Genomic DNA, 26,303 nt, shown 5'->3' with positions numbered 1-26,303 from the left:
GGAGGGCTTTTGCTTGGCAGGGGCTTCAACATAGTGACCGCGTATCAAATCCATGCCGAGACAGCATTTCAGCTCGGCCGCCGGATCAGGGACACTGCTTGCAGACAGGCCGCAAGGTCGGTCTTTCCCTCGAAACGCAACCAGGAGACACGTCTGTGATCAACGCCAAAACCCTCATCGGATCGGCCCTAGCGGCCGCCACCTCGCTGGCCGCGACGGCCGCCTATAGCGGCCCGGCCGCCAAGCCCGCCTTCGCCTTCGAAAAGTGCTACGGCGTCGTCAAGGCTGGCCAGAACGACTGCCAGACCGCGACGCATTCCTGCGCCGGCACCTCCACCGCCGACAACCAGCCGGATTCGTGGCTCTACGTGCCCGCGGGCAGCTGCGCGAAGATCGCTGGCGGCAGCGACAAGCCTAAGGCCTGACCGATCAGACTTCGAGCCAACCCCCTTGGAAGGAGCAGACCGATGTCCCGTGCATTTCAGCGCCTCTCGATCCCCGCATCAGCGGGCATCGGTCTTCGCTCACCTCACATCAGCGAGATGCTGACCCGCAGACCCTCCGCAGGCTGGCTCGAAGTGCATGCCGAGAACTACATGGGACACGGCGCCGGCGTCGAAGCGTTGGACCGGCTGCGCCAAATCTATCCGCTATCGGTTCATGGCGTTGGCCTCTCGCTGGGCAGCGCGCGAGGAGTGGACCGCGATCATCTGGAAAGGCTGCGCAAGGTCTGCGAGCGATTCCAGCCCGATCTCGTCTCGGAACATCTCGCCTGGAGCGTGGCCGACGGCGCCTACCTGAACGACCTGTTGCCGCTGCGCTATGACGAAGAGGCGCTGGCGATCGTGGCGCGCAATGTCGAGACTGTCCAGGGCGCGCTGGGGCGGCAGGTGCTGATCGAAAATCTGTCTGCCTATGTCGCCTTTGTGGGTTCCTCTATGAACGAGGCCGAATTCCTGGCCGAGCTCGTCGCGCGGACCGGCTGTGGCCTGCTGCTGGATGTCAACAATGTCCAGGTTTCGGCGCACAACCTCCAATATGATGCAAAAGCCTTCATCGATGCGCTGCCAGTAGAGGCTATCGGTGAGATCCATCTTGCCGGACATGCGACCAATCACGTCGGGACCGACACCGTGCTCATCGACGATCATGGCTCGCGCGTGCCACCGGTTGTCTGGACGCTCTACCAGCATGCCATAAGTCGGCTTGGGCCGCGCCCTACCCTGATCGAATGGGACACCGATGTTCCTGTTCTCGATGTGCTGCTCGGCGAAGCGATGTGGGCCGACATGCTTTCCGCTTCGATCATGTTCAACCGCAAGCAGGCCGCGAGACAAACGGCGGCCGCAAAACCCCGACCACAGTCCACCCTCGTTTCCTTCGAAACCGAGGCAAGGACAGGCATGCCCGTGCTTGCGGCATTTGCTGTCGCCAAGGCCAGACAGGTCATGCCGTTAGCGTTGCCGCCAATAATACAGGGAGGATATCATGCTGCCGCTTGAAGACTTGCAGACCACCATCGCGCGCTCGGTGCTTGCCATGGAGCCGTTGGTCGCCGCAAAAATTTTGACCGCCGGCAAGGCCGATCCTTTGGCGCGCCTGCGTATCTACCAAAACAACACTCGCAGTTCGCTCACTTCGGTCCTGATGGCGGTGTTTCCCGTCACGGTTCGCCTTGTCGATGAACGGTTCTTCCGTTTCGTAGCCAGCGAGTTCATTCGACGGCATCCGCCGGTGGAGTCGCGGCTGGCGCGTTATGGCGCCGGCTTCCCGCGCTTCCTGAAGACGATCGACACACTTTCCGACATGCCGATCGTAGCCGAGACGGCACGGCTCGAATGGACCATCGCAGAAGCGCTCGACGCCGTATGCCTGCCGTCGCGAACCCTATCTGAATATGACAGCACCAATCTGGGACCCTCACCCGATATCCTGTTGCAGCCCTCCCTGCGGCTGATCGTTTCGCACTGGTCGATCCTGTCCGTTTGGACGGCGCACCAGCAATCGGCGACGATCGACCAGCAGAGTGCCTGGATAAGGCGCCCTCAACGCGTGGCGTTGTGGCGGGCCGGGGATAATGTTCGTCTGGTTCTTCTCGATCGTGCGAACTTTGCGTTCCGGCATTCGTTGAAGCACGGCCTCGGCCTCGAACACGCCATGGGCCGCGCCCTCGCTCTCGATCCGTCATTCGATCTCGTGTCCGCGCTCGTGCGTCTGTTTGGCGACGGGCTCGTTACGGACGTGCATATCCCGATACATCCCCTCTCAAACTGATGGAGAAAGTTATGACCGCGATACCAGAATATTCCTCGTCCAATGCTGGCGGTCTTGTCGGCCTCTACAGACGCCTCATCAAGCTACCCGAACGCATTCCGTTTTCCCTGGTCCAACTCGCGGCCCGCCTCGCGATATCGCATGTCTTCTGGCAGTCGGCACAGACGAAGCTGGCCTCCTGGCCAGTGACGCTGCAGCTATTTGCCAACGAATACAACCTACCGTTCATCGATCCGTCGATCGCGGCCCCTTTGGCAACGGCTGCCGAAATCACGGGATCGGTGCTGCTCTTCCTGGGGCTATTCTCCCGCCTTGGCGCACTGATGCTGCTCAGTGTCGTATCGGTAATCCAAATTTTCGTTTTCCCCGAAAACTGGGCCGAGCATCTGCTGTGGGCGTCGCTCCTGTTGCTCGTGCTGACCCGGGGCGCCGGCGTCTTTTCGCTCGACTACGTTGCCGAGCGGTCCTTTTCAGCATCCAGAAAATGAGCATCTCGACCAGCTAGGGAAGCGCGGTGCGCATCTTCATCGTTCATGCCCACCCAGAGCCCAACAGCTTTAACGGCGCCCTAACCCGCGCAGCGCAAGTGGCGCTGTCCGGGGCGGGCCACGAGGTCGTTATTTCCGATCTCTACGCTATGGGCTTCAATCCGGTATCGGATCGAGGCAACTTCACGACCATCCGAGATGCTGACTATTACCGCCAGCAGGCCGAGGAAGCTAATGCGGCTATCCATAACGGTTTCGCACCGGACATTCAGGCCGAGATGGACAAACTCTTCTGGTGCGACGCCTTGATCCTGCAGTTTCCGCTCTGGTGGTTTGGGCTGCCGGCAATCCTTAAGGGCTGGGTTGACCGAGTGTTCGCGTCGGGTGGCCGTATCTACGGCGGCGGCAAATGGTATGACCGCGGAGTCTTCGCAGGAAAGCGCGCGATGTGTTCCGTCACAATTGGCGGCCCGACGCCGATCTATTCCGGCCGCGGACTAAACGGTCCAATCGCGGAAATCCTGTTCCCGATCAACCACGGGATGCTCTACTTTGTCGGCTTCACGGTGATCGAGCCGTTCCTCGTGCATGCACCGGCGCGCATTAGCGACAGCGAGCGCCGGGAGCACCTGGTTCGTTATTGCGAACGCGTTCTAGGCCTCGTTAGTGCTCCGACGATTACGTATCCCAGGCTCGTCGACTTCGACGACAGCTACGTCCTGAGATCGATATGAATTGGGGCTCGTGCGGGACATCAACTCGTGAATCAACGGTTTGGCCATCAGTCAGGCTTTGGCAGGAGGGCTTTGCGGGATGCCAGCAAGCCGACGTTGTGCGATGCGCCTTGTTCTTTCCGAAGCTTGAGCGCCTTAGCATGAAGATACGCATCCTTTGACGCGATGAGCCAGGCGACCCTGAGGTAGCACATTCGCTCCGATGTTCTGCCGGCGTAGAGGCCCGCTCTCTCTGAGAACTCAAAGGCATCGGTCACGTTCCTGTGAAGCTGTAACAGTCAATCGCTATGGGGCGAATAGTGGACTGTTATGGCCAGGCCTTCCCCGGAGACGGGATATGGCTTGTCGCCAATGGCGGGTGTTTGGGATCGAGCCGGAGGAGAAAGCCGATGCTAGAGCGCAATCAGGAAAAACTGCCCGACCAGGAAAAGCTGGAGGCCCTGCTAGGAAGGATGGTCGGCGATCTCGGCGCCATCACCACCGGGGCGGCGGTCCTGCTGGGAGACAGGCTCGGCCTTTTCGCGGCAATGAGCGCGGGCGGCAAGATGACCGCCGCGCAGCTCGCCAGAAGGACCGACACGCAGGAGCGGCTGGTCCGCGAATGGCTCTCGGCGCAGGCGGCGGCAGGCTATGTCGAATATGACGAGGTGGGCGACAGCTTCTACCTCAGCCCCGAGCAGGAGCAGGTCTTCGTCAACGAGGACAGCCCCGCCTTCATGGCCGGCGCCTTCGAGGTCGTCTCGGCGCTGTGGCTCGACGAGGAGAAGGTGCGGCAGGCGTTTCGCTCCGGCAGGGGCCTCGGCTGGCACGACCACAGCGCCTGCCTGTTTCGTGGCACCGAGCGCTTCTTCCGGCCAGGCTACAACGCCAATCTTATCGGCTCCTGGCTGCCGGCGCTTGATGGCGTTGTCGAAAGGCTCGAGCGCGGCATAGACGTCGCCGATGTCGGCTGCGGCCATGGCGCCTCTACGGTGCTGATGGCCAAGGCCTTCCCGAACTCGCGCTTTACCGGCTTCGACTATCACGCCCCATCGATCGAGCGCGCCCGCGCCGCCGCGAAAGAGGCCGGCGTCGCCGGCAACACCAACTTCGAGGTTGCGGCGGCCAAGGATTTCCCAGGCACCTACGATCTCGTCGCATTCTTCGACTGCCTGCACGACATGGGCGATCCGGAGGGTGCTGCCAGGCATGTGCACAACGCGCTCAAGGCGGACGGCACCTGGATGATTGTCGAGCCCTTCGCCCACGACAAGCTCTCGGCCAACCTCAACCCAGTTGGTCGCATCTACTACGCCGCCTCGACTTTCATCTGCACGCCTGCGTCGCTCTCCCAGGAGGTCGGGCTGGGCCTCGGCGCCCAGGCCGGCGAGGCGAGGCTGCGCAAGGTCGTGTCGGGTGGCGGGTTCAAGCGGTTCCGCCGCGCCACCGAAACCCCGTTTAACATGGTTCTCGAGGCACGCCCGTAAGGCTGGCCAAGCAAGAGAGTCTTCGCAATCGATTGGAGGAAGGCATGACTGCCTACAACGTCGTTCGGTTCCGCACCAAGCCAGGCAAGGAACAGGCATTCATCGACGCCCACAAGAAGGCGAGCCTCGACGCCACGGGCTTCCGAAAAGCCGCTCTGATCAAGACCGGCGACCGGACCTTCTGCGTCGTCGGTGAATGGAACGACTTGGACAGCCTCGCGGCGGCACGGCCGCAGATGATCGGCCTTTTGGATACCATGCGAGACATGCTGGAGGATCTCGGCGGCGACCTTGGCGTGACCGATCCTGTCTCCGGAACGGTCGTCGCCGATATCAGGATCTGAAGGGGCCCATCTGCGGGCTTGGTGCACCCGCTCGACCACTAATGTGCTGGCCGGTCCATCACAATCAGCGAGCGACGCACGAACTGGTGGAGTGCGCTGAGCCTTCGGCGTATAGGTTGTCGCGAGGAAAGGTTGAGGGTTCGGCATGACGGTAGTCGACAATCGCCTTCTCGAAAGCAAGATGACCAAGGTGGAGCAGGCGCGAGCCTGGAGCCCACGCGTCATCTCGAAATTCGAGACGCTGATCAAAAGCGCCGACGACCACTCACTCTATCGCGTCAATCCGCTGAGCTTTGCTCGCGACCGCGCAATCGCCGAGGCTGAAGCAATCGACCTCTTCCTTCATGCCGCCCGCTGTGGCTTGTTCGACATGAGTTGGGATGTCCTGTGTCCCCAGTCCGGGATGGTGCTCGATAGTTTCGGCGCCCTGCGCACGCTCAAGACCCACTACGTCTGTGGCCTGTGCGACGTATCGGGCGACACTGACCTCGACGACTTCATCGAGGTCACCTTCTCGGTATCGCCGAAATTACGGCGCCTGCCTTACCACGATCCCGAGACCCTCCCTGTCGAGGATTTTCACTGGAAGCTCCACTTCGGACATGATGGGCGGCTACCAGGGCAAGACGTTCGCTTTCTTGACGTTCTGCGCGGCTTCGTTCGGGGCATGACGTTTCTGCTGCCCGGCACCACCACGGTGCTCCGCGCAGACCTGGGACCGGGCGCCCTTTCGGGCGTCAACGTGCAGACGCAGGCCGCATTCGCGGTGCCAATATCAGGCGATCCGGTGTTGGCGCCGACACTTCTGAAGATCGATTATGACGGCAAGCGCTTCTTGCCGGCGATGCCTGCTGTGCCACAGGGTCCGATTGTCATTGAGGTAGCAAATAGAGGGCCAGTGCGAGGTTCGCTGCTTGTCATCAACTGGCCGCCCGAGCTTGTCGCGCTGACTACCAAGCCGGCGCTCGACTTCGACCCTTATGTTTCCGGTGGAGCGCTGCTCGCGCGGCAAACCTTCCGCCAGCTCTTCCGGTCCGAGCGTGTCGACGAGAAGGAAGGGCTCGGCATCCGGCAGATCACCTTCCTGTTCACGGACCTCAAGGGTTCGACCGCCATGTATGAGCGCCTGGGTGACCTCAACGCCTATGCTTTGGTCCGCGAGCATTTCGCTCTGGTCAACGCGGCGGTTCAGCAACATTCCGGAGCGGTGGTCAAGACGATTGGAGATGCGGTGATGGCTGTATTCTCGCAGCCGTCGCATGCGATTTCGGCTGCACTCCACATCCTTGAAGAAATCGATCGCTTCAACGGCGACCACGGCGGGCCGGGGATCATCCTTAAGATCGGGGCCCACTGTGGACCGTCGATCGCCGTGACGCTTAACGACAACCTCGATTATTTCGGCCAGACCGTGAATGTCGCTGCGCGCGTGCAGTCCTTGGCGGAAGCCGGACAGATCTGCATTTCCGAGGCGCTCTGCTCCGCGCCCGGGGTTCGCGAAACGCTTGCCGGCCATCGTGTCGAGGCTTTTGACGCGCCTCTTCGGGGGGTGCAGGGTGACGCAACCGTTTATCGCATCATGCGCGGATAGACACTATTGCGTGCCAACTCCCTTTCGCTGAGAACCGGAACTTTAGGCCTCCGTCAAGGTCTTGGCAGGTCTATGGATAGGCTTGTGCTGCGCGAGGATTTAACTCTGGATTGTATTAATAAAATCAATAACTTATGAGACATTTTGTAACATTGTGACGGCCGTCGAAATGACCGCGCAGGGCCATGAAGTCGAAGTGACGGCCGGGTGGCGCTAGCCGAACAAAGCGCGCGAATCAGCAGGCGCTTCGGAACGCCCCTTCAAGCTGTAATCCCAGAGGACATTGGTGGCCCGTATACGATAATCGCGCAGTATGCCGTCATGCCCCTTAGCCATAATCACGCGATGCTCTTCGAGATTGCGCCAGTGTGCCAGCGCAGCTTCGTCGCGCCAGAGCGAAAAAGAGAGGAACTTTCCGGGTTCGTTGCAGCTCTCGAACCGCTCCGCCGAGATGAAACCGTCGATGGATTCCAGCAGCGGGCGTAACTCTGCTGCCAAGGTGTCGTAGTCATTTTGCCGATCCGGGTGGGGCCACAATTCCGAAATAACAGCGATCACAGGAAATCTCCGCCAGTGAGTCACACGAAATGCGTTGTGGAAGCGTATTGTTTTATCGGCCAGACGTGGATGATTCTGTCAGGCGAGCCCACGCTCCCACCTCGTAGCGACCGACCACGACGCTTCCGTTGGTGGTGGCCTCGTCGCGTATCCGCTCCTGCAGGCTTTCGGGTTGGAGGTCCAAGGCGTTGATAACACCGGTCTGTTCCATAACCGGTGCCATGGTCACGGCGAGATCGGAAATGAGGTCGATGCCGCTCAGTCTGTCGGAGCCGCCACCAGCTAGGGCGCTGACCGCCATGGTCGGTGCAGGCAGACCGGCCTTGATGAAGGCCGCATGAAGACCGAGGCCCATGTAGGGATTGGTGCCCACCTTGTGGAACGTGTCCACGATGCATCGGAGACAGTGGTCGTATGTCGGCGCAGGTGGAAAAGAGCTCGCCCCTGTCCAGTCCACCTCGTGGAAGACGACGACGCCGCCAGGTTTCAAATGTTTGGAAATCCCCTTCAACATCGCAACCGGATCTGCGGAAAACATCAGCACATACCGGCCGACGATTGCATCGAATGGCATATCAAACGTCAAATTCGCCGGATCCCCTTCGACAAAGCCGACATTGCCCAGCGACTGCTCTTTCGCTCGTGCGGTCGCAGCGGCAACCGCCATTGGCGACCGGTCGGTTCCGACGACCTCCCCAGCCGGTCCAACCAAACCCGCGGCAAGAAACGCGACGTCGCCGGCGCCGCTGCCGACATCCAGCACCCGCATGCCCAGACCTACCCCGGCGCGTTGCAAATAACTTCGTGTGAACGGTTCGACCAGCGCAGCTTGCGTCGCCAGCCGTCTCAACTCACGATCGGTGTGGCCGAGCTCATATTCGTAACGGCGCTTTGTGTCGGTAGGCTGAGATCCCATAGCGCACACCTCGGTCGCCTCTAGGATCATAGATCATTTCGTAAAACACTCCATCAATCGCTAGTTGTCCCAGGCGCGCCCTTTGAACAATCGGAGGCTCGCACTAATGCTTAGCCACGGGATTCTTTGATCAACTGCATCGTGGAGATGGGGTGTTTCGTCCCTGGCGGCCAATAGGAGTGAAAACCGGCTTCAAGACATATGCGTCTGTGCTAATTTAACCGATAGCGCAGTGACCTAATCCCTGCGTTGGTGAACGCCGATCGATTTCAAAATTGCCGTTTAGGAAACGCGGTGAGTGATCCAAGGATATTGGTTCTTGGTGCCGGAGGCATCGGGGGCTATTTCGGTGGGCGGCTGGCGGAAGCTGGCGCCGACGTCACTTTTCTCGTGCGACAGGGGCGTCAGAAACTCCTCGACGAGCGTGGCCTGCGGATTGAAAGCCAATTTGGAAATGTCGAGTTGGACGTCAAGACGATCCTGGCCTCGGACGCAGAGGCTGACTACGACGCTGTGATCCTGACGTGCAAAGCCTACGATCTCGACGATGCCATCAAGACAATCGCCCCGGCTCTTGCTCCATCCGGCTTCGTCTTGCCACTACTCAACGGCGTGGCTCATATCGACATTTTGAATGAGGCATTCGGTCGAAACCGCGTGCTCGGCGGATCGGCCAGGATACAGGTTACCGTGACTGAAGACGGTGTCGTCCGGCAGCTCAACGACTGGCGTGCGATCACGATCGGCGAACAATCAGGAGAAATCTCCAATCGCGTCGAGACTTTGAAAGCCATTTTAGACAAGGCGCGAGGCGTCGAAGTTCATACCGTCACCGATATCATGCAGCGCATGTGGGAAAAGCTGGTCCACCTTGCCACCGCGGCCGCCATGACCTGCCTGATGCGAGCGAACGTCGGCGAAATCGTGCGAACCCCTGACGGCGAGAAGATATTTATCGGGCTGCTGGACACCGTCAGCGATATTGCTGCGGCCTATGGCTACCGTCCAAGCAGCGAGTTCCTGGAGACGTATCGAAGGACGTTCTCCCACCGCGACTCGCTCTACACGACTTCCATGCTGCGCGATATCGAGCGGCGCGGTCGAACCGAGGTCGATCATATCATCGGCTTTATGCTACAGAAGGCTAGCGGAACCGGTCTCGACGTGCAGACGCTCCTGCTCGCCTACACCCACATCAAGGCCTACGAACAGAGGCTGGCCGCTGGGCGCCTTGCCTAACTTTGCCGGTGCAATCTGACCCAACATTCACCGACGTGACTTGACCGACATTAGAAATTCAAGATTTTCGACACGGTTGCGCAAAAGCGCCCTGCGGCGTAGCGCGCGCAACCGGCGCAATACCAACGGCGAACAGATCGGGCGCATTGCCGGCCGTGTCTTGAACCCTGATCAACCGCAGGCAGCGCTGGCTGATGGGCTGGCGGGATATCTGTCGCTCTACGGACGAACGGACGGTGATTGCCAGACGTGTTCCCGAAAGTGGGAGCGGGCGACAAGATTCTGATCACCATACGCGGCGTTGAGACAGCCTTCGGGCGAATTTGATTTCCTTGCCGCTGGACTACGCTGCTCGCCGAAGGCCGGTGAACGCCGTTCAAATACTACTGCATGAAGCAACTGCCCGTCCTTGCCCCACACCAATTCAGCCGAGAAGATCACGCCTTCATCACACCGCGCGTGCTCGAACTCTCATATACCTCGCACTCTATGCGACCTTGGGCCGAAGACCTCGGCCATTCGGCTTCGCCGTTTGCCTTCGATCCCATTCGCCGCTCGGCTCTGCGAGCCGAACGCGATGCCCTCTACGCGCTGAAATACGGGCTTTCGCGCAATGAGCTGACCCGGCCGACACACATGGATCGGACTTCCTTCCGAAACCTTTCGGGGTCTTAAAGTAGATTTCAGATAGTAATTTGCAATACTACTTCACCGGGCCACGGGTGATGGTCGTGAGTTCCGCGATCACGTCAAACGCCTTGATGCTCAACGTCGGGTCACCTTTCATCTCCGCAATAATTGGCCCGTCCACGAAGGACTGCGCGGCAGCGTCATCGTCGAACAGGTAAATCCCGCCGGCTTCGCTTTGGGCCTCGTTTATAATCCAGACCTTCCAGCGCAGGCCAGGCATGTCCGCGATCGGCTTAGCATAGGGCAAGTTTTCTTTCTCATACTCAGCCCTTGGCCCGTTAAGCTTGTAGTTTATTTGCAGAATTTTGCCCGACATGTCTTTCCTCCCTTATTGTCTGTAGGGCGAATGAATTTATCAAATCATCTCAATTAGAGGCGTCGCGACGACTCCTTCCTAACATCGTGCACCGGAGTATGGCCAAATCGGCCTAGCGACTTGGCGCGACTGAACCTGTGCTCATCGGGGCGAAGAAGCACATCCATCGCATCCGGTATCTGCCGACACGGAACGTTGGCACCAAAGACTCGCAGATATGAAAACGCTCATCTGGCGCCGCTTGGACGCGGTCTCGGGGAATAAACCACTCCCCTGTTGGCGGATCGTTCCGAGAGTAGGGTTGAGGCTGTTTTACGATATAGCCGTCCCTGGTAATCCGGACATCGCTGGAATCGATCGGGTGGCAATCTTGCTTGCCGCAGCATCGATAATGGAGAACAGGGTCAGTCTTGCCTGTATACCAGTCGTGAGCGTGGGCATCGCCGGCCAAGACAATCCACACAAATGCAAAATATCGTTGCGGCCGTCCCATGTTTCCGCCTCGCGAATGGCATAACATATTAGCGACCTCTAATCATAGGCTGAAAGTTGGAGCTACCTGTCGCAAAAAGGGCGGGGGGTGGCCGGTGCTGGGGCAGTCTAGGGGTTGCGTGGGCACCGGCCATCGCGGGTTGGGTTTTGGATCGGGTGGTCCCCCGCAATGCCTAAGCTATAGGCATATTAGCAATTGCTCAACTAAAGACTGAAGTCGCCAGCCTTTGCCTCGCCTGCACCGGACCTGTAGCGTTTCGGCCTTCGCTTTTGACATCGTTCGCGAGGGCGGCATACGCCAGCTGCTCCTCCGTGACTTCACCAACCGCGACCCTGACGTGAGCATGATCAACCGAATTATCGCGCGCTAGGCGGCCCCAAAAGGATGGCCGATGCTGGACGCTTGGGTGAAGCGAGCCGCACCGGCCACTGCGGGATTGGCTTCTCTTTGGGATCGTCCCCCGCATTTGCCGAATGCTATACATACATTAGCGATGGCTCAACTAAGACTGAAGTCCTGACTCCATCCGGCGGGCAGAGTTTTCCTAGTATCTTCTTCCGACACGCGCACTTCAAAGCGGCCCCGCTTGATGCAGGGGCCGCTTGACCATTGGGAAAAAAGAGAAGGCGCGGGGTCAGCTTGCGAATGCAACGGTCTCGTCTTCGATGGTCGCCAACTCCCGTCGCGTGATATTGCCTGAACTCGCGCACGGCACATCCTTGACGAACTGGATCTTACGCAGGCACTTGTAGGCAGCGAGATTGGCATGGCAATGCGCCATGATCCCCTCCGCGTCAGCTTTCGCGCCCTCCTTCAGAATGATGTAGGCCTTGCCGATCTCTCCCTTGATCGCATGAGGCTGCCGGCCGACTGAGAGGCGCTTCGCCGTGTTTTGAACGGCGAACAGATCGGGCGCATTGCGGCGTTCCTTGAACCGGCTATTAGCAACGCCATCGGGATGAGGGACCGACCGTGCCTCAACTGTTCAGTTCGCCCGCCGCCGCAATCACTTCGGATATGATTTCGAGCACATCTTCGTCTGTCGTCCGGTGGTTGACGAAACATGCCCGCAAGGCGAACTGGTTGCGGACCGTCGCGTTCGAGAGATACACGCGGCCGCGTGCGATCACGCGCCTCAGGATCGCCCGATTGTCTTTGGTGCGGTGGCGGAAACAGACTGCACTGAGAGGCACTGGAGCCAGAAGCTCCAACTCCGGATACACCTTGACCGTCTCCGCCAGAAGCCGGGCATGGCGCAGGTCCTCGGCAATTGCCTCACGAAAGGCCCGGCGTCCATGATATTGCAGCGACAACCAAAGCTTCAGCGCCCGGAAACGTCGTGACAGCTCGAACGACTCCTCAAAGAAGGCGAAGGCTTCAGTCGGGTCTTGGCTCAGCATCGCGACATAGTCGTCGCTGTGCGAAAAAGTCGTGCGCGCGATTTGCGGGTGGCGATGCAGCAGACAGCCGCAATCGAGCGGTTGATACAGCCATTTGTGCGCGTCCAGCGACAGGGAATCCGCCAGGGCCAATCCATTGAGCTTCTCCGGCAATGCCAGCGCCGCCAGAGCCCCATACGCACCGTCGACATGCAGCCACAGCCCTTCACGGCTGGCGACTTCGGCGATTTCGGGCAGCGGATCGATCGCACCGGAGACGATGGTGCCGACCGTGGCGACGATTGCAATCGGGATGTCTCCAGCCTCGCGGTCGGCGGCGATGGTTGCCTGGAGCGCATCCGGCCGCATCTGGAACTGGTCGTCGACGGGGATTAGGCGAAGGTTCGCTCTGCCGATGCCCAGCAACGCCACCGCCTTGGGAATGGACATATGCACCTGCTCGGAGGCATAGATGACGCCGCCGCGTATCCCTGTTTCGTTGGCCGGCAACCTTGCTTCCCGAGCCATTGCCAGCCCCATCAGGTTCGCTGCCGAGCCGCCGCCGCACAGGCTGCCGGTGAACCCCGCGCAACCGACTGCTTGCGCCAGCCATCCGACGACGCTGTGTTCGATCGACGTCGCCGCTGGAGCCGACCGCCACGACGTCACATTCTGATTGAGCACTGCAGCGAACAATTCTCCTAGGGCGCCCACCGGCTCGCCCGAACCGAGGACATAGCCGAAGAACCTGCCGGTGGATGGCCGCCCGTGCTCGGCGATCGACTTGAAGTCCTGCAGGACGTCCCGACCTCGCCCCTCCTCGGCCCAGGGCCGCGAGAAGAGTTCCGCTGTCTGTTTGCCGCTGGTCGATGGAAAGGCCGAACGTTCATCGAGCGACGCCCAATAGGTCCGGGCGAGGTCTATCGCCTCGTCGGCCAGCCGCGACAATTGCTGATTGGAGATTTCGAGCGCGTTCATAAAGTCCTGCCCTGCCAGCGAGTTACCGGCGTTCAGTTCCGTCGACCGACATTTTCATTTCCAAAGCGTGCCGCGATGACAGACAAGGCTTCGGCATCCGCATGACGAGCCCGATCGATCGAAACGAGGCCGGCCCTGATCTCCGCAACCGAGCGAAGCTGCCGCTCGTCCGCGAAATTGCCAGGGTCGAGCCAGGCCGCGAAGGCCGCGCGATGGGCCGGCCATTCGCTAGAAAGCATCGAGTAGACGCAGATGTCGCAAGGCTTGCCCTTCAGGAACAAGCCCTGGCGCTGCGTGCCCTCATAGACGAAGCCGAGCCGATCGGCCGACTTGCGCGAGCGCTGGTTGGTCGAGGTGCATGTCCATTCGAGGCGCCGGTAGCCGAGGTCCTCGAAGACATGGCGCAGGATCAGGTAGAGCGCCTCGGTCGCGAGCCGCGTGCGCTGCAGCGGCGGCGTGTAGAGCACATAGCCGAGCTCGACGACATGATGGGCAGGTCTTGCCTCCATGAGGCAGAGCCATCCCAGCGGCTTGTCGTCGAGGCCGGCTACGGCGAAGAAGGCCCGTTTCTTGTCGACCACCAGTTCGGCGACATGGTCGGCGAAAGCTTGCTCACTGGCGAACGGGCCGACCTTCATGTCGACCCATGTGGCATTCGTGTGCTCGTCATGCGAGAGCGGGTAGAGACAGGATGCGTCGCGCTCGGCGTCGAGCGGGCGCAGGCTGCCCCAGCGACCGACCAGCACGACGGCGGAGGGAACCGGAGCGTCGCCAGGCAGGATCTCACCCTGTTTCGGAATTGATGACATGGTCGCCCCGACGCGCTGGCTAATTCCAGTAGCGGAATACTCTGCCCATTCTGTTGGGCATCATGAAAATCTCCTCCGCGCGGCGAAACCCGGCATCCCGCCCCATGCCGAGCCATGTGTCGGCGGTTTCAGGGAAATCGGCCAGAAGCATATGCCGTTCCATGGAAGCGAACTCCTCGTCGGAAACGGTCGACCATTTATCGCGCAGCAAGGAGAAGCGGGCGAGCCAGGCGGCGCGATCCTCTCCCTCGAACAGGGCCGGCTCCCAGATGACGAACAGGCCCACTCCGCCCAAGGCCCTGCGGGCGTGCCGTATCAGTCTCGCCTTGCCCTCGGTCGCCAGGTGGTGCAGCGACATGCCGATCCAGATCACGTCGACGGGTTCCGACCAGTTCGCCATCGCTTCCGCGAAATCGCCGCAGCGCAGCTCGACCGGGCACGGGAGCCCCTCGAGCGCGCGATCGGCCAGCCTCAGTGAGGCTTCCGACAGGTCGATGCCGACATAGCCGCCGATAGCGCTCTTCTTCAGCATCGCGGCCGAGGCAGCGGCATCGCCGCACGCCACGTCGAGGAATCGAAACGACCCTGGAGCATGCTCGACGAGCAGATCGCGCAGGAGCCCGTAGACCTCGCGATGGAACATGAGGTTTGCGGCCACGATCCTGCGGTAAGTCTCCAGCTCCCTGTTGAACATGTCCTGGGAGCCGGTTGCCTCGTTCGCTGGCGTCACCGGCATGCTCTCGCTCGACCAACTTGCCATGTTATCCTCCTAACATTTATGGGACACCGCTACGGGGCGGCACCCGCTGCGTAGAGATGCAAGGCGCGGAAGACCGCCGTGTGGCCAGGGGTCGCAACACCGAACTTGATGCCCAATTCGTGCATGCGTCCGGAAAGCCAGGCGACCTCAATTGGCTTGCCCCTTTCGAGGTCGTTGGCCATCGACGATTTTCCGTGGGGAGGCAGCGCAGTCCACCGGGCCGTGACGCGGTCCACGAACCCGTCAGCCATCGGATGACCGGCCGCCGCCGAGACCGCCATCCCCTCGTCGCGCAGCTGCTCGACGAAGATACGCGCCTCGGGGTCGTCGAGGATCGGACCGATCCCGGAGCGCATGAGCGACGTCCCTCCGGAAAAGGCCGCGAGGGTCACGAACTTCTCCCACAGCACATTGTCGATGTCGGCAACCGGCTTCAGCTCGAGCCCGACAGCACGATCGCAGAGCGCCTGAAGATCCTTGATGAGAGGCTCGCGGTGCCCGCCGACCATGATGTGAGGCAGCCCGCCAGCGTGGACGACTTCTCCGGGCTGTTTGATGAATGCGGACAAGTAGGTGGCTCCGCCAATCACCTGGTCGCCAGGAACATGACGACCGAGCGTCTCGACGCTGTCGATGCCATTTTGCAACGTCACGATACGCGTATTCCCGCTGATGAGCGGTCCCAGCGCTGCGGCGGCCTTCTCACTGTCGTAGAGCTTGACCGCAAAAATCACGAGATCGACAGGACCGATGTCGGCCGGCGCGTCGCTCGCGGACACACTGGGGAGAAAGACGTTGCCGATATCGCTTTGAATTCGCAGGCCGCCACGCCGCATTGCCTGCAAGTGGGCACCGCGAGCAATGAAGCTGACGTCGCCCCCCGCCTCGGCGAGCCTTGCGCCGAGATAGCCGCCGATGCCGCCCGCCCCTATCATTGCGATCCGCATGCCGTCCCCTCGACGCCAGCTGCCGCCATTAGCCGCGCGAAGCTTGAATGGCATCCGCCGGCCTAGTGAATATTATCATTTCCTTGAATGCGAGGCCAGCCGAAGGGTAGATGTCCGACGGCAAACCGATCACGACGAGCCCTCGCCTACCTTACCGCCCGCCACGCCGCGATCATGGCGTCGGCGGCAATTTCGCCTTGCCTGTCGTCGGTCGACCAGGAAATCACCGACACCCGCATGAAAGGAAAAGACAGTGCCTCCCGCCGTTCGGCTTAGCGGCCGACTTCGATCGCCCGCGCACGGCACAGTGGCGTCAGGCCATCTTTGCCATTATCTTGGCCATATCTGCAGTGTCGAACGCCCTCAATGTCTGTGTTCTGATGTTGCCTAGCGATGCGATTGACAAGGCTAGTGCGGTCGCAGCAATGTCGTCGTCGGCTTCGGCAATCGCCACGACATCATGTTGACCAAGCGTCCACAATAGAGTGTGAACCTTGATACCGCTTTTGCTGGCTATCGCCTTGAAGGCTTCAGCACGCTTCTGCGTATCCTTGATGGTCTTGATGCCTTGATCTGTGAAATTCGAGAGTAATACGTAATAAGCCATTGTTTCCTCCCACAATAGGGAGCGGGCGGGCGCTCACGGCGCGTCCGCCGTCTCCCTGAAATACCATAACACGAACCAGGTGGGCGGACCACTTGCGGCAAGAAGGCCATCGAGCGCCAATGTCGTTTCAATCAAACGACGACAGAAGTGGAGTTCGTCGAGCTTTCTCGAGGAGGCCAATTCCGTGGCCACGATCTTCATGCACGAACTCTGCCGTCGGCACCTGAGGCGGGCGGCCTGTTGCGAGGTTACCAATCCTGATTATCGTTCAGCCAGTATGCGTTATGACAGCCGAATTGGGGCGAGAGATCAAGCCGTCGTTTGGCGTCAAATGCCATCTCCGAGAGAGACCAGGATGAGGTATTCTTGGTCACGTTGGGCACGATGGTATAGCCTTCGTCGACCAACATTAGTCTCATTTCATCGAAGTTCCTTTTGAAGCCACTTTCGATTTGGCCTCGGGGATACCGCCGGCCTTTTTGGCATTCCATCTTCAAAAACTCGGAATACACAGTGGCACTAGCCGCTCTCACTGCTTCTTCAGAGATCGGCTTGTAAGGTAGGCCGTCCTTGGACCAGCATTGAGCTCCTGCCGGCAAAAATGACACCAGCATCGCGGCGAACGGACCTGCCAAGTGCCTCCCCAAGTAGGTTCCCTCCAACCTAAATGTATATTAGGAATAATTAATATACACGAGAACGGCTCTGCGAACAGCGGCGGTCTGTCGATCGATGGAAGGGAAAGCTTGCAGTGGCAATGGTGTTCGCCAACAATCCCCCACAGCAGATCGTCATGCCGGTCGAACTGGTGGTCCGCGGCACCACCGCTCCACCGCGTCTCTAGGTCACCTTTTCGCTGAAAACGCGCGTGGAACTTGCGCCGACTTCGGGCCCGCGGTCAGGCTGCTGGCCCATCCGACGGAAAAAAGCTGCAAGCTACCGGGCAGCCCGCTCGCTTCAATCTCGCCATGCTCTTCGAATACCAGGTCGGAGCCGACCACAAGATCACGCACGGTTCGCGATGCGACGATCTCGCCCGGCAGCGCCTGATCGAGCAGCCGCGATGACAGGTCGATCGCGATGCCGGAAAAATCTTCGCCACGCTCATCGCATTCGCCGGTATGGACCGCAGCCCGCACGTCGAGACCGGATTGCCTGAGGCGATGACGGATCGCTATCGCGCACCGGATTGAACGCGTCGGCCGCTGAAACACGGCGAGAAAGCCGCTTGCGGTGCGTCTGATCTGCTTGCCTTCGGCAGCCAGCAGTTCGACTCGAATATCCTCGGCATGCCGCTCGATCAAATCCGCGCCGGCACCAGAGCCCTCGATCTGCACGGACAGAACCGACACCAGGATCCGCTCGCTCGACGCGGCCGGCATGGCGCTAGTGACGAAAGCCTGGATCTCGTCAACGATGCGGTCGGAATTCTCGCCCCAGATCACATGATCCCGGCCGGCAAGTTCGACGTATTTGGCGCCTTCGATATGCGTCGCCAAATAGCGTCCTTCCTCCCGCTTTACCCAGCGGTCGCCGATCGTCTGCACGATCAGCGTCGGAACATGGATAGCCGGGAGAATGTCGCGAACGTCGATTTCGGTCCCCCAGCGCCAGAGCGCGATCGCGTCGGCAGGCGAGGCTGAATTCCTCAGGTAGGCGGCGAACCATTCTCTCTCGACAATGTCGCTCATCAGGCTGGGTGCCGCGTTGCTCATGTCCGCCGGCTCTCCCCACTCTCTCTCGACGACGGTCAAATCTTCTTCGACCTGCTTGCTTGTTCTCGCCCAGGGGTAATCCTTCGACCATCTGCCGCTGGCATAGGCTCCGTTGAGCACGAGTGCCGCCGTGCGCTCGGGATAGGTCGCCGCGAATAGCATGCACATAGGGCCGCCCTCGGAACTGCCGAACAGGACCGTGCGTTTCGAGCCGACCGCATCCAGCACTGCCCGCACGTCTTCCATCCGCTCTTCCAGCGTCGGCAAACCGACATTGCGATCGGATAACCCCGTGCCGCGCTTGTCCAAGCGGATCAGGCGCGAGAAGGCGCCGAGGCGGTAGAGCACGTGCGTCAGCCGCGGCGACGACCAGGCAAGGTCGAGGTTGGAGACCCATCCAGGCACATAGATCAGGTCGATCGGCCCGTCGCCGGTCACCTGATAAGCGATGTTGATTTCGGCCGATTTGACGTAGTGCGTCGGCGGCCTGATGGGCTGACTTGAGAAATCCGGACGTTCATCGGCTTGGGACCGCGTCTGTGCTCTGGGTGTTGGAAAAACCGCGTCCGATGTCCGGCGCGCCCGAAGGTCTTCATACAGCTTCCGGGTTTCAGGCTCGGGTCGCAAGTCGAGCTGCCGCTGCAGGGCATCGCGGCAACGCTCATATTGTTTCAGTGCTAGGTTGGCGCGGCCCTGGCCTACATAGGCCCGCATCAAGGCGCGATGGATGTCTTCCCTGAGCGGCTCCATGGCGAGGAGGCGCGTTGCTACCCGGACGCATGAGGCAGGATCGTTCGTCACGGAGTAGTGCGCGACTAGCGTGTCCAGCACCGCGACAGCCATCGCCCTCAGGCGTTCGCGCTCGACCTGCAGCCAGTCCTCGAACGCCTCCTCCTTTAGGCCGAACCCGTCGAGCAGGTCACCGCGATAGAACGCGAGCGCCTGTTCGAGGTTCTCAGGCCCCGAACTCGCGGCTAGCGCCTCGAACCGCGCGACGTCGAAGTCAAGTCCGTCGAGATGGAGGGCGACGTTCTCACCATCCGTCATGAAGCGCCCGCCGGATGCGTGCATGGCCTTTCTAATGGCCGACACCGCCTGGCGGAGGTTCATCCGGGCCTGGGTTTCGCCGTTGACGCCCCAAAGCAGGGTCGCGAGCTTCTCGCGAGACTGCGAATGCCCGGATTGCAGCGCGAGATAAGCCACCATCGCCCGTGCCTTGCGGCTGAGGACCGGGACGGTGACGCCGACACCGGCAAAGTCGAAACCGCCGAATAGATAGAGATGAGGGTGCGCCATCGGATCCGCCACAGCCACAACTTTCTCTGCAAACCTTGTCCCTACTTACCACCAATTCAACCGTGATTTTGCACGGCGTGGTGCTTTTCACGAATCCTTCACGCAGGTTCCAGCGCGTTTCTCACGGCACTGGAAGAGATTGCCTGGACAAGGCAGGCCTTGTCTCAGGAGGACGCTATGTTGCACCCGACCGAATGGCCCATCTGGCATTACGAACCATGGGAGAATCGGCAGCCGCGCGGTGGGGTTGCGCCGCTGCGTCACGATATTGCGCTCGCGCGCTATCTTGAGAAGCAACGGGCCGGCCGAGAATCAACGGTCCGCTCGTTCGAACTCCCGACGACGGCGATCCGCGCATGTGTGCGGGTGGCAAATGCCGGGAGGGATTTTCTCAGGCGCTTGGTCGCTCCCATCGGAGCGGCCGAGAAATTGGAAAGGTTGTCACCGTCGATAACCCAATCGCCCTCTGGAATGATCGGCTCGACTGAGCACAGGCCACGTTGAAGTCTGCTCTAGGTCCCGGCGATCTATTGCTGCCCGCGAAGCGCAACCCGTCGATACACATTCTGCGGTCACGATCGGATGGTATTTTTCGACCCAGTCGACCGACAGTGACTGATGCAGTCGTCGCCTGCGAGAGGGCGTGGGCAGATGCAACGGCATAGCAGGCAGGGCGGCGGGCGGGAGCCGATGGCCGCTGATGGTGGCATGACGACCGGCCGCGCTACCGCGCAATTCGTCGCGCAACCAGGCGAAGCATCGATTCACACTCAACGGCTCTCCGTTCATGGTCGTCGCGGGGCTTTGGCGGGAAGCTGCCGGCAATAATCCGGCCACCTTCACCATACTGACGGCTGAGCCGGGGCCGGATGTGGCGTCTTACCACAACCGGAAAATGGTTGTGCTCCAACCGGCAGGTTGGGCGGCCTGGATCAACCTCACGCCCAGAGGTTGAGTTCTGCGACCGGCACGGGAAGGGTCGCTTGGAGCGGTAATAGTTCACAGGTTTCCGAGCAGGGCCCTTCGGATACACGTCGAAAGGATTATATGATCGCGCGAATATCCCTCGTAAAGTTGCTGACGGAAGCCGATGCCGATTTTTTCAGTCAAGCACTCGACGGTCTATCGCTATAACCGGCCGGTGAGGTTTGGCGAGCACCGGCTGATGTTCAGACCGCGTGACAGTTTCGATCAACGACTTCTGGACCACGCCCTATCAGTGGATCCCGAGCCGAGGGGGATTCGATGGATCCATGACGTTTTTGGAAACTGCGTTGCCGTGATCGAATTCAAGGGTTCGGCCAATGAACTCCATTTCGCGACTGACATTCGGCTCGATCACACGCCGCAGCATGCGCCTGATTTCCGTATTTATGAGGCCGCGCTGAATTATCCATTCTCTTACGATCCCGATGAGGCGGCGGACCTCGCGCAAACCATGGAGCGACATCATGCCGATGACGGCGACGAGATCGGCAAATGGGCACGGCAGTTCGTGAGTGCGGCAGGACACACCGAGACCGGCAAATTGCTGATGACGCTCTGCTACGCTATCCATGAAAGCTTCGTGTATTCCCGTCGGATCGAAACCGGGACGCAGCCGCCTGTCGCGACGTTGCATTTGCGCAAAGGCACATGCCGGGACTTTGCGCTTTTCATGATGGAGGCGGTGCGGTCGCTCGGCTTCGCAGCCCGATTTGTGACAGGTTATGTCTATGTGCCGAGCCGCGACAGTGCTGATGTGCGCGGGGGAGGATCGACGCACGCCTGGTGCCAGGTCTATTTGCCTGGTGCCGGTTGGGTCGAGTTCGATCCTACCAATGGCATTGTCGGCAATCGGGATCTGATCCGGGTGGCCGTGGCCAGGCATCCCCAGCAAGCCATACCTCTTTCGGGAAGCTACTCCGGCAGCGCCTCAAGTTTTCTTGGCATGACTGTTGAGGTGAAGGTGGCGAAGCAAAATTAGCTCGGTCTGATGTTTTCCGGAACTGTTTGGGCAATTTGGAGTTTGCCCCGTTCCTGAATCAAGGCATTGGAGCATCGATGCGGATCCGCGCGGGTTTCAACCTCACCTACGAATGTCCGCAGCGGATACCAATGCTGCTCGTCCTTGAGATCCATCCTTCACGCCGCCTCGATCTGTTGACAGAACAGGTCATAGGCTTTGATCGCCCGATCGAAGCCCGCGGCTACATTGACGCTTTTGGCAACGCGTGCACGAGAATAGAGGCGCCCGCGGGTCTGACAACGATATCTACGAGTTTCGACATTTACGATACTGGGAAGTCTGATGTCGTCATGCCAGAAGCCATCCAGCACGACATCAAGGAACTGCCCGACGAGGTGCTGAGGTTTCTCCTGGGCAGCCGCTATTGCGATACCGACCGGCTTGGCGACTTCGCTTGGGCGAATTTTGGCAATACCCCATCCGGCTGGGCGCGGGTGCAGGCGATCTGCAATTTCGTGCACAATCACATCGCTTTCAGCTACCAAGCCGCGGACCCGCTGCGGACCGCCCACGGCGCTCTCGTCGATCGAACCGGCGTCTGTCGCGACTTTGCGCATCTAGCAATAACGCTATGCCGCTGCATGAATATCCCGGCGCGATATTGCACTGGCTATCTCGGCGACATAGGCGTGCCGCCGGTGCCGGATCCCATGGATTTCAGCGCATGGTTCCAAGCATATCTAAGCGGTCACTGGTTCACATTTGATGCTCGGCATAACCGCCCTCGCATAGGTAGGATCCTGATGGCGACGGGTTGCGATGCGACTGATGTTGCTCTCTCAACCAGTTTCGGCTCATCGAGACTTGCTGGCTTCGAAGTTGTCACGGAGGAAGTCCAAGCGGAGCACTTGTTAGCCCCTATCGGAAATCCAGTGTCTTCACCTTGATCTGATCGCTGTGGCCACGGCTCCGGGCATGTTCGTGCTGCGACAAAGGAATGAACTCTCGACCTCTCTAATAAAATCAATAGCTTATCGGGTATCTTGTAACATTGTGGCGGGCGACAACGTGGACAACCTAAATCACTACCTCGGCTATCGTTGCCGGACATTGCTGCAGCACCAGCCTGCTAGTGGGCCTCCACATCTGGGGCTGCGTCGCGGGCCGGATTAGGATCCTGGCGCCCCGGCCATCGATTCTTTATATAACAAAATCAACCACTTATATGAATTTCAATTTCTTGATGCAGAGTATTCTAGGTCACCTGTCTCGGTCCCGGGCGGGCGGCTCATCAATGAGCGCTCGAACTAACGAAACATCAAGCTACCCGGCTTTTTATTGAGTCCATCGGCTACGACAAACCCCCCTCGCGGACGCCCGCTAGCTTCTGAGTATCGATGCTGTAATTTACGGCAGCGATCAGCGAACATCGCCTTCAGGTCATGGTAGGAAGGGCGGACGTGTAAGTTGGTGAGATGTCCGGCGCAGTAGGTGTCCACGGCGATCGGCGTCATGATGGCGGAGCAAATTGCGTCTATCATCTGCAGACCGGCATGATTGTCGCTGTGAGAGAAGGCTGGCAGTTCAATGATCCGGTCATAAGCGTCACCTGTGCCCTTGAATTTCTGGGTGAAAATCGAATGAGCGACCTGGGTGTTGAGGTGCTTTAATCGACTGTCCACAATGACGAAACCGACGTCCCCCTCTTGCGCGAGATAATTTTGGAAATCGGTATAGATCGACTGCAACGAGAAGGTGTAAATCGCGGTGCCGTCTATAGGCTCAGCGATCGCCTTAACCCAGATGCGCCCTACCAGCTTTGCATTGCACGCCTCACAAAGATCCAAGATTTTGTCCATGAAACCTCGGCTATGCCTCCGAACTCTGCGGTTGCTATCGCATGCGCCTTTCCGAAGATCCGCACCCTTTATCTCTTTCAGCATCCAACCCATATGCTGTGTGCCGATTGGAACAGATCCGGGAAAAAATTGCTGTTTAAGGTTTAGTAACCTATCTGTCATGTAATGAAGTCGCCCGTAGTCAATGATCATTCCGCCGATGATTAGCACCGGTTGAATGTTTGACTGCGCATTTGGCAGCATGCCGGTGCAACCGGCTTCGTCCACATAACAAATCTTCATGGAACAAAAATCGCTCTGATTAGTTCTTAATGAGGGTTGACAGTGGCAGTGGCCAATGCCACATATTGCCCGTAGCAATAGCTAATCGCCGAACCGGGCAACCGGGCGGCACTCCCTACAGCCACCCCTTGGTGGCTGTAGTTGTTTCTGGGGTAAGTCAACCGCCGCACTCCGCACTCGCTGCCCTGATATTCGCCACTAACACAGAATCAGCTGTCCCGCTTTGTGGGAGAATATCATGGCTGGTGATGTCGAGGACGAACTTGATAGCGAGGGCCTTGTCCAGGCCCTTCCGTCGCCGAGTGGTAATCTGCCTTAAGGGCGCGGCTTGATCCGCCCTTCGCATGTGTCATCGGCGATCGATGTGGCTAGTGTAACCAGCAGTCAGCAACACGACCTATCCATTCACCAGTGTCACCAGCGTGAGGGACTTGGTGCTCCATCACGCCACCTGTCGTGTGTTGACGGGCGCGCGGATTCGTGGCTTGTTCTGTTTGAGCGACCCCTGGCGGCTCTAGGTGTGCCCTCGAAATCAGGGCCAGCTTCCAACCAGTCTCGGCTTTTCGCCGCGAACCACTTCTCGTCTGTAGCGCACGGTCTGTTTGTCACGCCACCTCGGTGGCTATAGAAGCCAAGGTTGCTAGCAGTGTTGATCCGCTCTTGCTTAGTCCCGATCATTTCCTTGACCATTGCGTCGGTGAGTCCCGGCCACGGGTCGCGAGGTGCCCCGACAATCGCCGCGAGGGCATCAATTGCGAGGTAGCAGTCTCGCACTTGGTGTAACATGCGATCAGCAATCAGTTCGGTTACCCCGTAGTTGGGGTTGTTTCCTGAGCGTCGGGCGTCGTCGATCTCGGTCCGCGCGCGGTCGCGAATAGCATCTAGGGGTGTGGTCATTGTGTTGGAACTCCTTGGTCAGCCGACAGGAGCGTCGGAATTTACCCTATAGCGGTCTCGCTGCTCTCGATTTGGAACACACTGTTCATCATTTGTTGACAGACGGCATAGGCTTCACGCTCGCCGGCCATATCTCGCCGACCATCAGGGCCTCGACCATCTGGTCGGGCTCGCGCTTGCCGCTGAAGGCACAAGGTTCGATCGCAGCTAGTGCCTGGGTGAGCCGGGTGTATGTGTCGTTATCGATGTAGGTGTCCATGCGGGATCTCCATTGGCTGGTTTGCTCGCAAAGTATGAACGCGAGCGTAGTTCTGCGAACCTGCCCTCCCAAAGGGAAAAAACCGCCCGGCGATTAGACCGAGCGGTTGAGTTGGGAGATATCGAACGGAAGCCGATAATTGCAGTATAGCAGAGTTCGAGCCGGGACGTCAGAAGGTGAGGAAATTTTTCCTATGCCGGCGACTTGGTAACGTGACCGGCTAGAACCGTCCGAAGTTCGGGTGATCCTCAGTCCTGGTGCGCTTCTTCGACCCGGTAACGTTACCACGGCCGGCAAGTTCGGCGTCGATCATCGCCCGCGTAGTTTCGAGCCATTCGATCGAAGCGGATTTGATCGTCAATGAGAGGTCGGTAACGTTACCTTCAGCCAAAGCCGCCAAATTCAGCTTCTGCCGGTCGCGGTAACGTGCCTGCTTTTCCGCGGGTGTAAGTGCCATAGGGTGGAATGGCCTTCGGTAACGTTACCGTCAAGGGGCTACGTGTCTACTCGGGCCTTCGGCCCTCCCTGCGCGGCCTTCGGCCTTGCCCGCGCTTTGCGCGGCCTCTTTGTCTCCTCGAACCGGAACTTTGTTCTTCCCTGCCCGGCTTCCTTCTCTTGTCGCCCAATCCCTGCGGTATATGACTTTCCCCCTGTCCTAAAAGTCAGCACGAAATAATGACACTTAGGACAGGGGAATCGATCGAACGTCTGCGTTCAAAAGTGGTGAAGAGCTTAGGTTTGATAGACCGGCGCGGAGGCTTCCATTGCCCGCGCCATAACTCCGATTCCTGATCTTGCGATCAAAGCGGTAGGGAGCCGAAGCTCCCGCATCATGCGCGACTTGCCTTCAATCGCCGCATGGTCGGTGATGTCGTTCCACAATCTAGGGACTGGCAGAGCACCGTCTTTTGACAGGTCTTTAATGCTGGTGAGAGCATCGGCGCTAACCGAGCCGGGCGTCCGATGATTTCCATCGGGGAGCTTGCGGCTGGATTTTCCGTTCGACCTGGCTGTCTGATAGCGCCCGTCCGGTGTCCGGGGTGTCGCCCTTGGTGGTGGTGCCAGTATGGTCCTTAACGGGTATCAGCCGAGCGGACTTTTGGTCTTATTTACATTATAGCAGAATTTCTTGCGTCCCTTAGACAATGAAGGATTTATTTTTATTTATCGACGTCTTGTAAAATCTTGGCCTCCGCATATATCCGCGCCATTGCGAAATGGAGACGAAAAAATGGTGAAGTTCTGTTTGTTGGTCGACGCTGGTTCTGAGTCTGCCATCTTGGTCAACGCCGACGCTGTGCGCGTGATCAGGGAAGGTTTCGACGAAGCTGGCACAAGTCGCCTTCAGTTCGATGATACTCACGGTGTGACGGTGCGGGGTGGCATCAAAGAGGTCTGGAAAAAACTTTCTGAATCGCAGATGTGATGCAGTTGCCTGCTTTCGGCACCGCTTCAGAG

The 26,303-nt window shown here is 59.4% G+C and carries 27 protein-coding genes and 1 pseudogene; 13 read left to right on the top strand and 15 right to left on the bottom strand.

The features are described 5' to 3' along the window. Positions 1–155 precede the first annotated feature (155 nt). The 8 genes from AC1D05_RS33840 (at position 156) to AC1D05_RS33805 (ending at position 6,897) form a co-directional block, all read left to right on the top strand. A complete protein-coding gene (locus AC1D05_RS33840; protein WP_023766714.1) occupies positions 156–425 on the top strand; it encodes a BufA1 family periplasmic bufferin-type metallophore in 270 nt (89 codons plus the stop codon). Between the two features lie 42 nt (positions 426–467). Continuing rightward, positions 468–1,502, top strand: a complete 1,035-nt coding sequence (gene bufB / locus AC1D05_RS33835; RefSeq protein ID WP_477447080.1) for an MNIO family bufferin maturase — start codon at positions 468–470, stop codon at positions 1,500–1,502. After that, entirely contained in the window at positions 1,489–2,274 is a 786-nt protein-coding gene (locus AC1D05_RS33830) for an HvfC/BufC family peptide modification chaperone (protein ID WP_477447078.1), read from the top strand. The genes bufB and AC1D05_RS33830 overlap by 14 nt, the downstream gene beginning before the upstream one ends. Positions 2,275–2,285: 11 nt before the next feature. Beyond that, the gene (locus AC1D05_RS33825; protein ID WP_477447076.1) at positions 2,286–2,762 is read left to right on the top strand and encodes a DoxX family protein; all 477 of its coding nucleotides are present in this window, start codon (positions 2,286–2,288) and stop codon (positions 2,760–2,762) included. 26 nt (positions 2,763–2,788) lie between these two features. After that, positions 2,789–3,496 carry an NAD(P)H-dependent oxidoreductase gene (locus tag AC1D05_RS33820; RefSeq protein ID WP_477447074.1) on the top strand — a complete coding sequence of 236 codons (708 nt, stop codon included), beginning with the start codon at positions 2,789–2,791 and terminating at the stop codon, positions 3,494–3,496. Between the two features lie 389 nt (positions 3,497–3,885). Beyond that, positions 3,886–4,962 (top strand): class I SAM-dependent methyltransferase, encoded by a 1,077-nt coding sequence (locus AC1D05_RS33815; RefSeq protein ID WP_477447072.1) that lies wholly within the window; start codon positions 3,886–3,888, stop codon positions 4,960–4,962. A gap of 44 nt (positions 4,963–5,006) precedes the next feature. Beyond that, positions 5,007–5,306, top strand: coding sequence for a putative quinol monooxygenase (locus AC1D05_RS33810; RefSeq protein ID WP_477447070.1), 300 nt, complete (start codon positions 5,007–5,009; stop codon positions 5,304–5,306). Between the two features lie 145 nt (positions 5,307–5,451). Further along, positions 5,452–6,897: a DUF5939 domain-containing protein gene (locus AC1D05_RS33805; protein WP_477447068.1), complete on the top strand. Its 1,446-nt coding sequence runs from the start codon at positions 5,452–5,454 to the stop codon at positions 6,895–6,897. A gap of 213 nt (positions 6,898–7,110) precedes the next feature. Here the strand turns inward: AC1D05_RS33805 and AC1D05_RS33800 are convergent, their stop codons facing one another. Both AC1D05_RS33800 and AC1D05_RS33795 read right to left on the bottom strand, forming a co-directional pair. Continuing rightward, the gene (locus tag AC1D05_RS33800) at positions 7,111–7,455 is read right to left on the bottom strand and encodes an antibiotic biosynthesis monooxygenase family protein (protein ID WP_477447066.1); all 345 of its coding nucleotides are present in this window, start codon (positions 7,453–7,455) and stop codon (positions 7,111–7,113) included. A 52-nt stretch (positions 7,456–7,507) separates the two neighbouring features. Then, positions 7,508–8,401: a methyltransferase domain-containing protein gene (locus AC1D05_RS33795; RefSeq protein ID WP_477447064.1), complete on the bottom strand. Its 894-nt coding sequence runs from the start codon at positions 8,399–8,401 to the stop codon at positions 7,508–7,510. A gap of 264 nt (positions 8,402–8,665) precedes the next feature. On the opposite strand from AC1D05_RS33795, the gene AC1D05_RS33790 reads away from it, so the two are divergent. Further along, positions 8,666–9,610, top strand: a complete 945-nt coding sequence (locus AC1D05_RS33790; RefSeq protein WP_477447062.1) for a ketopantoate reductase family protein — start codon at positions 8,666–8,668, stop codon at positions 9,608–9,610. A 703-nt stretch (positions 9,611–10,313) separates the two neighbouring features. Here AC1D05_RS33790 and AC1D05_RS33785 read toward each other — a convergent pair. The 10 genes from AC1D05_RS33785 to AC1D05_RS33740 form a co-directional block, all read right to left on the bottom strand. Beyond that, positions 10,314–10,616, bottom strand: coding sequence for a YdhR family protein (locus AC1D05_RS33785; protein ID WP_477447060.1), 303 nt, complete (start codon positions 10,614–10,616; stop codon positions 10,314–10,316). Between the two features lie 1,127 nt (positions 10,617–11,743). Continuing rightward, complete coding sequence (locus AC1D05_RS33780; protein WP_477447130.1) at positions 11,744–11,959, bottom strand: AMP-binding enzyme; 216 nt, start codon at positions 11,957–11,959, stop codon at positions 11,744–11,746. Positions 11,960–12,086: 127 nt separating this feature from the next. Beyond that, on the bottom strand, positions 12,087–13,466 hold the full coding sequence (locus AC1D05_RS33775; RefSeq protein ID WP_477447059.1) for a pyridoxal phosphate-dependent decarboxylase family protein: 1,380 nt from the start codon (positions 13,464–13,466) through the stop codon (positions 12,087–12,089). Positions 13,467–13,498: 32 nt separating this feature from the next. Then, positions 13,499–14,275 carry a GNAT family N-acetyltransferase gene (locus AC1D05_RS33770; RefSeq protein ID WP_477447057.1) on the bottom strand — a complete coding sequence of 259 codons (777 nt, stop codon included), beginning with the start codon at positions 14,273–14,275 and terminating at the stop codon, positions 13,499–13,501. 19 nt (positions 14,276–14,294) lie between these two features. Then, positions 14,295–15,035: a class I SAM-dependent methyltransferase gene (locus AC1D05_RS33765; protein ID WP_477447055.1), complete on the bottom strand. Its 741-nt coding sequence runs from the start codon at positions 15,033–15,035 to the stop codon at positions 14,295–14,297. A 29-nt stretch (positions 15,036–15,064) separates the two neighbouring features. Next, a complete protein-coding gene (locus AC1D05_RS33760; RefSeq protein ID WP_477447053.1) occupies positions 15,065–15,982 on the bottom strand; it encodes a ketopantoate reductase family protein in 918 nt (305 codons plus the stop codon). Positions 15,983–16,295: 313 nt separating this feature from the next. Continuing rightward, entirely contained in the window at positions 16,296–16,589 is a 294-nt protein-coding gene (locus tag AC1D05_RS33755) for a GYD domain-containing protein (RefSeq protein WP_477447051.1), read from the bottom strand. Positions 16,590–16,622: 33 nt separating this feature from the next. Then, positions 16,623–16,790 (bottom strand): hypothetical protein, encoded by a 168-nt coding sequence (locus AC1D05_RS33750; protein WP_477447049.1) that lies wholly within the window; start codon positions 16,788–16,790, stop codon positions 16,623–16,625. Positions 16,791–16,837: 47 nt separating this feature from the next. After that, the gene (locus tag AC1D05_RS33745) at positions 16,838–17,224 is read right to left on the bottom strand and encodes a hypothetical protein (RefSeq protein ID WP_477447047.1); all 387 of its coding nucleotides are present in this window, start codon (positions 17,222–17,224) and stop codon (positions 16,838–16,840) included. 210 nt (positions 17,225–17,434) lie between these two features. Then, positions 17,435–19,612 carry an alpha/beta fold hydrolase gene (locus AC1D05_RS33740; protein WP_477447045.1) on the bottom strand — a complete coding sequence of 726 codons (2,178 nt, stop codon included), beginning with the start codon at positions 19,610–19,612 and terminating at the stop codon, positions 17,435–17,437. A 742-nt stretch (positions 19,613–20,354) separates the two neighbouring features. Here AC1D05_RS33740 and AC1D05_RS33735 point away from each other — a divergent pair. The 3 genes and pseudogenes from AC1D05_RS33735 to AC1D05_RS33725 all read left to right on the top strand — a co-directional run. Continuing rightward, a pseudogene (locus AC1D05_RS33735) lies at positions 20,355–20,555 on the top strand (SOS response-associated peptidase family protein); the annotation flags it as partial. Positions 20,556–20,690: 135 nt separating this feature from the next. Then, positions 20,691–21,566, top strand: coding sequence for a transglutaminase family protein (locus tag AC1D05_RS33730; protein ID WP_477447043.1), 876 nt, complete (start codon positions 20,691–20,693; stop codon positions 21,564–21,566). Positions 21,567–21,643: 77 nt separating this feature from the next. Next, complete coding sequence (locus tag AC1D05_RS33725) at positions 21,644–22,495, top strand: transglutaminase-like domain-containing protein (protein ID WP_477447041.1); 852 nt, start codon at positions 21,644–21,646, stop codon at positions 22,493–22,495. Positions 22,496–22,855: 360 nt separating this feature from the next. Here the strand turns inward: AC1D05_RS33725 and AC1D05_RS33720 are convergent, their stop codons facing one another. The 3 genes from AC1D05_RS33720 to AC1D05_RS33710 form a co-directional block, all read right to left on the bottom strand. Continuing rightward, on the bottom strand, positions 22,856–23,674 hold the full coding sequence (locus AC1D05_RS33720; protein ID WP_477447039.1) for a DUF3800 domain-containing protein: 819 nt from the start codon (positions 23,672–23,674) through the stop codon (positions 22,856–22,858). A 1,000-nt stretch (positions 23,675–24,674) separates the two neighbouring features. Next, entirely contained in the window at positions 24,675–24,845 is a 171-nt protein-coding gene (locus AC1D05_RS33715; RefSeq protein ID WP_477447037.1) for a hypothetical protein, read from the bottom strand. Between the two features lie 220 nt (positions 24,846–25,065). Next, a complete protein-coding gene (locus AC1D05_RS33710) occupies positions 25,066–25,302 on the bottom strand; it encodes a hypothetical protein (RefSeq protein WP_477447035.1) in 237 nt (78 codons plus the stop codon). 774 nt (positions 25,303–26,076) lie between these two features. Between AC1D05_RS33710 and AC1D05_RS33705 the strand changes: the two genes are divergently transcribed. After that, on the top strand, positions 26,077–26,271 hold the full coding sequence (locus tag AC1D05_RS33705; protein WP_477447033.1) for a hypothetical protein: 195 nt from the start codon (positions 26,077–26,079) through the stop codon (positions 26,269–26,271). Positions 26,272–26,303: the final 32 nt, after the last annotated feature.

It is taken from the genome of Mesorhizobium sp. P2_E9 (assembly GCF_056403815.1).
This window is presented reverse-complemented; position numbering and strand designations above follow the sequence as displayed.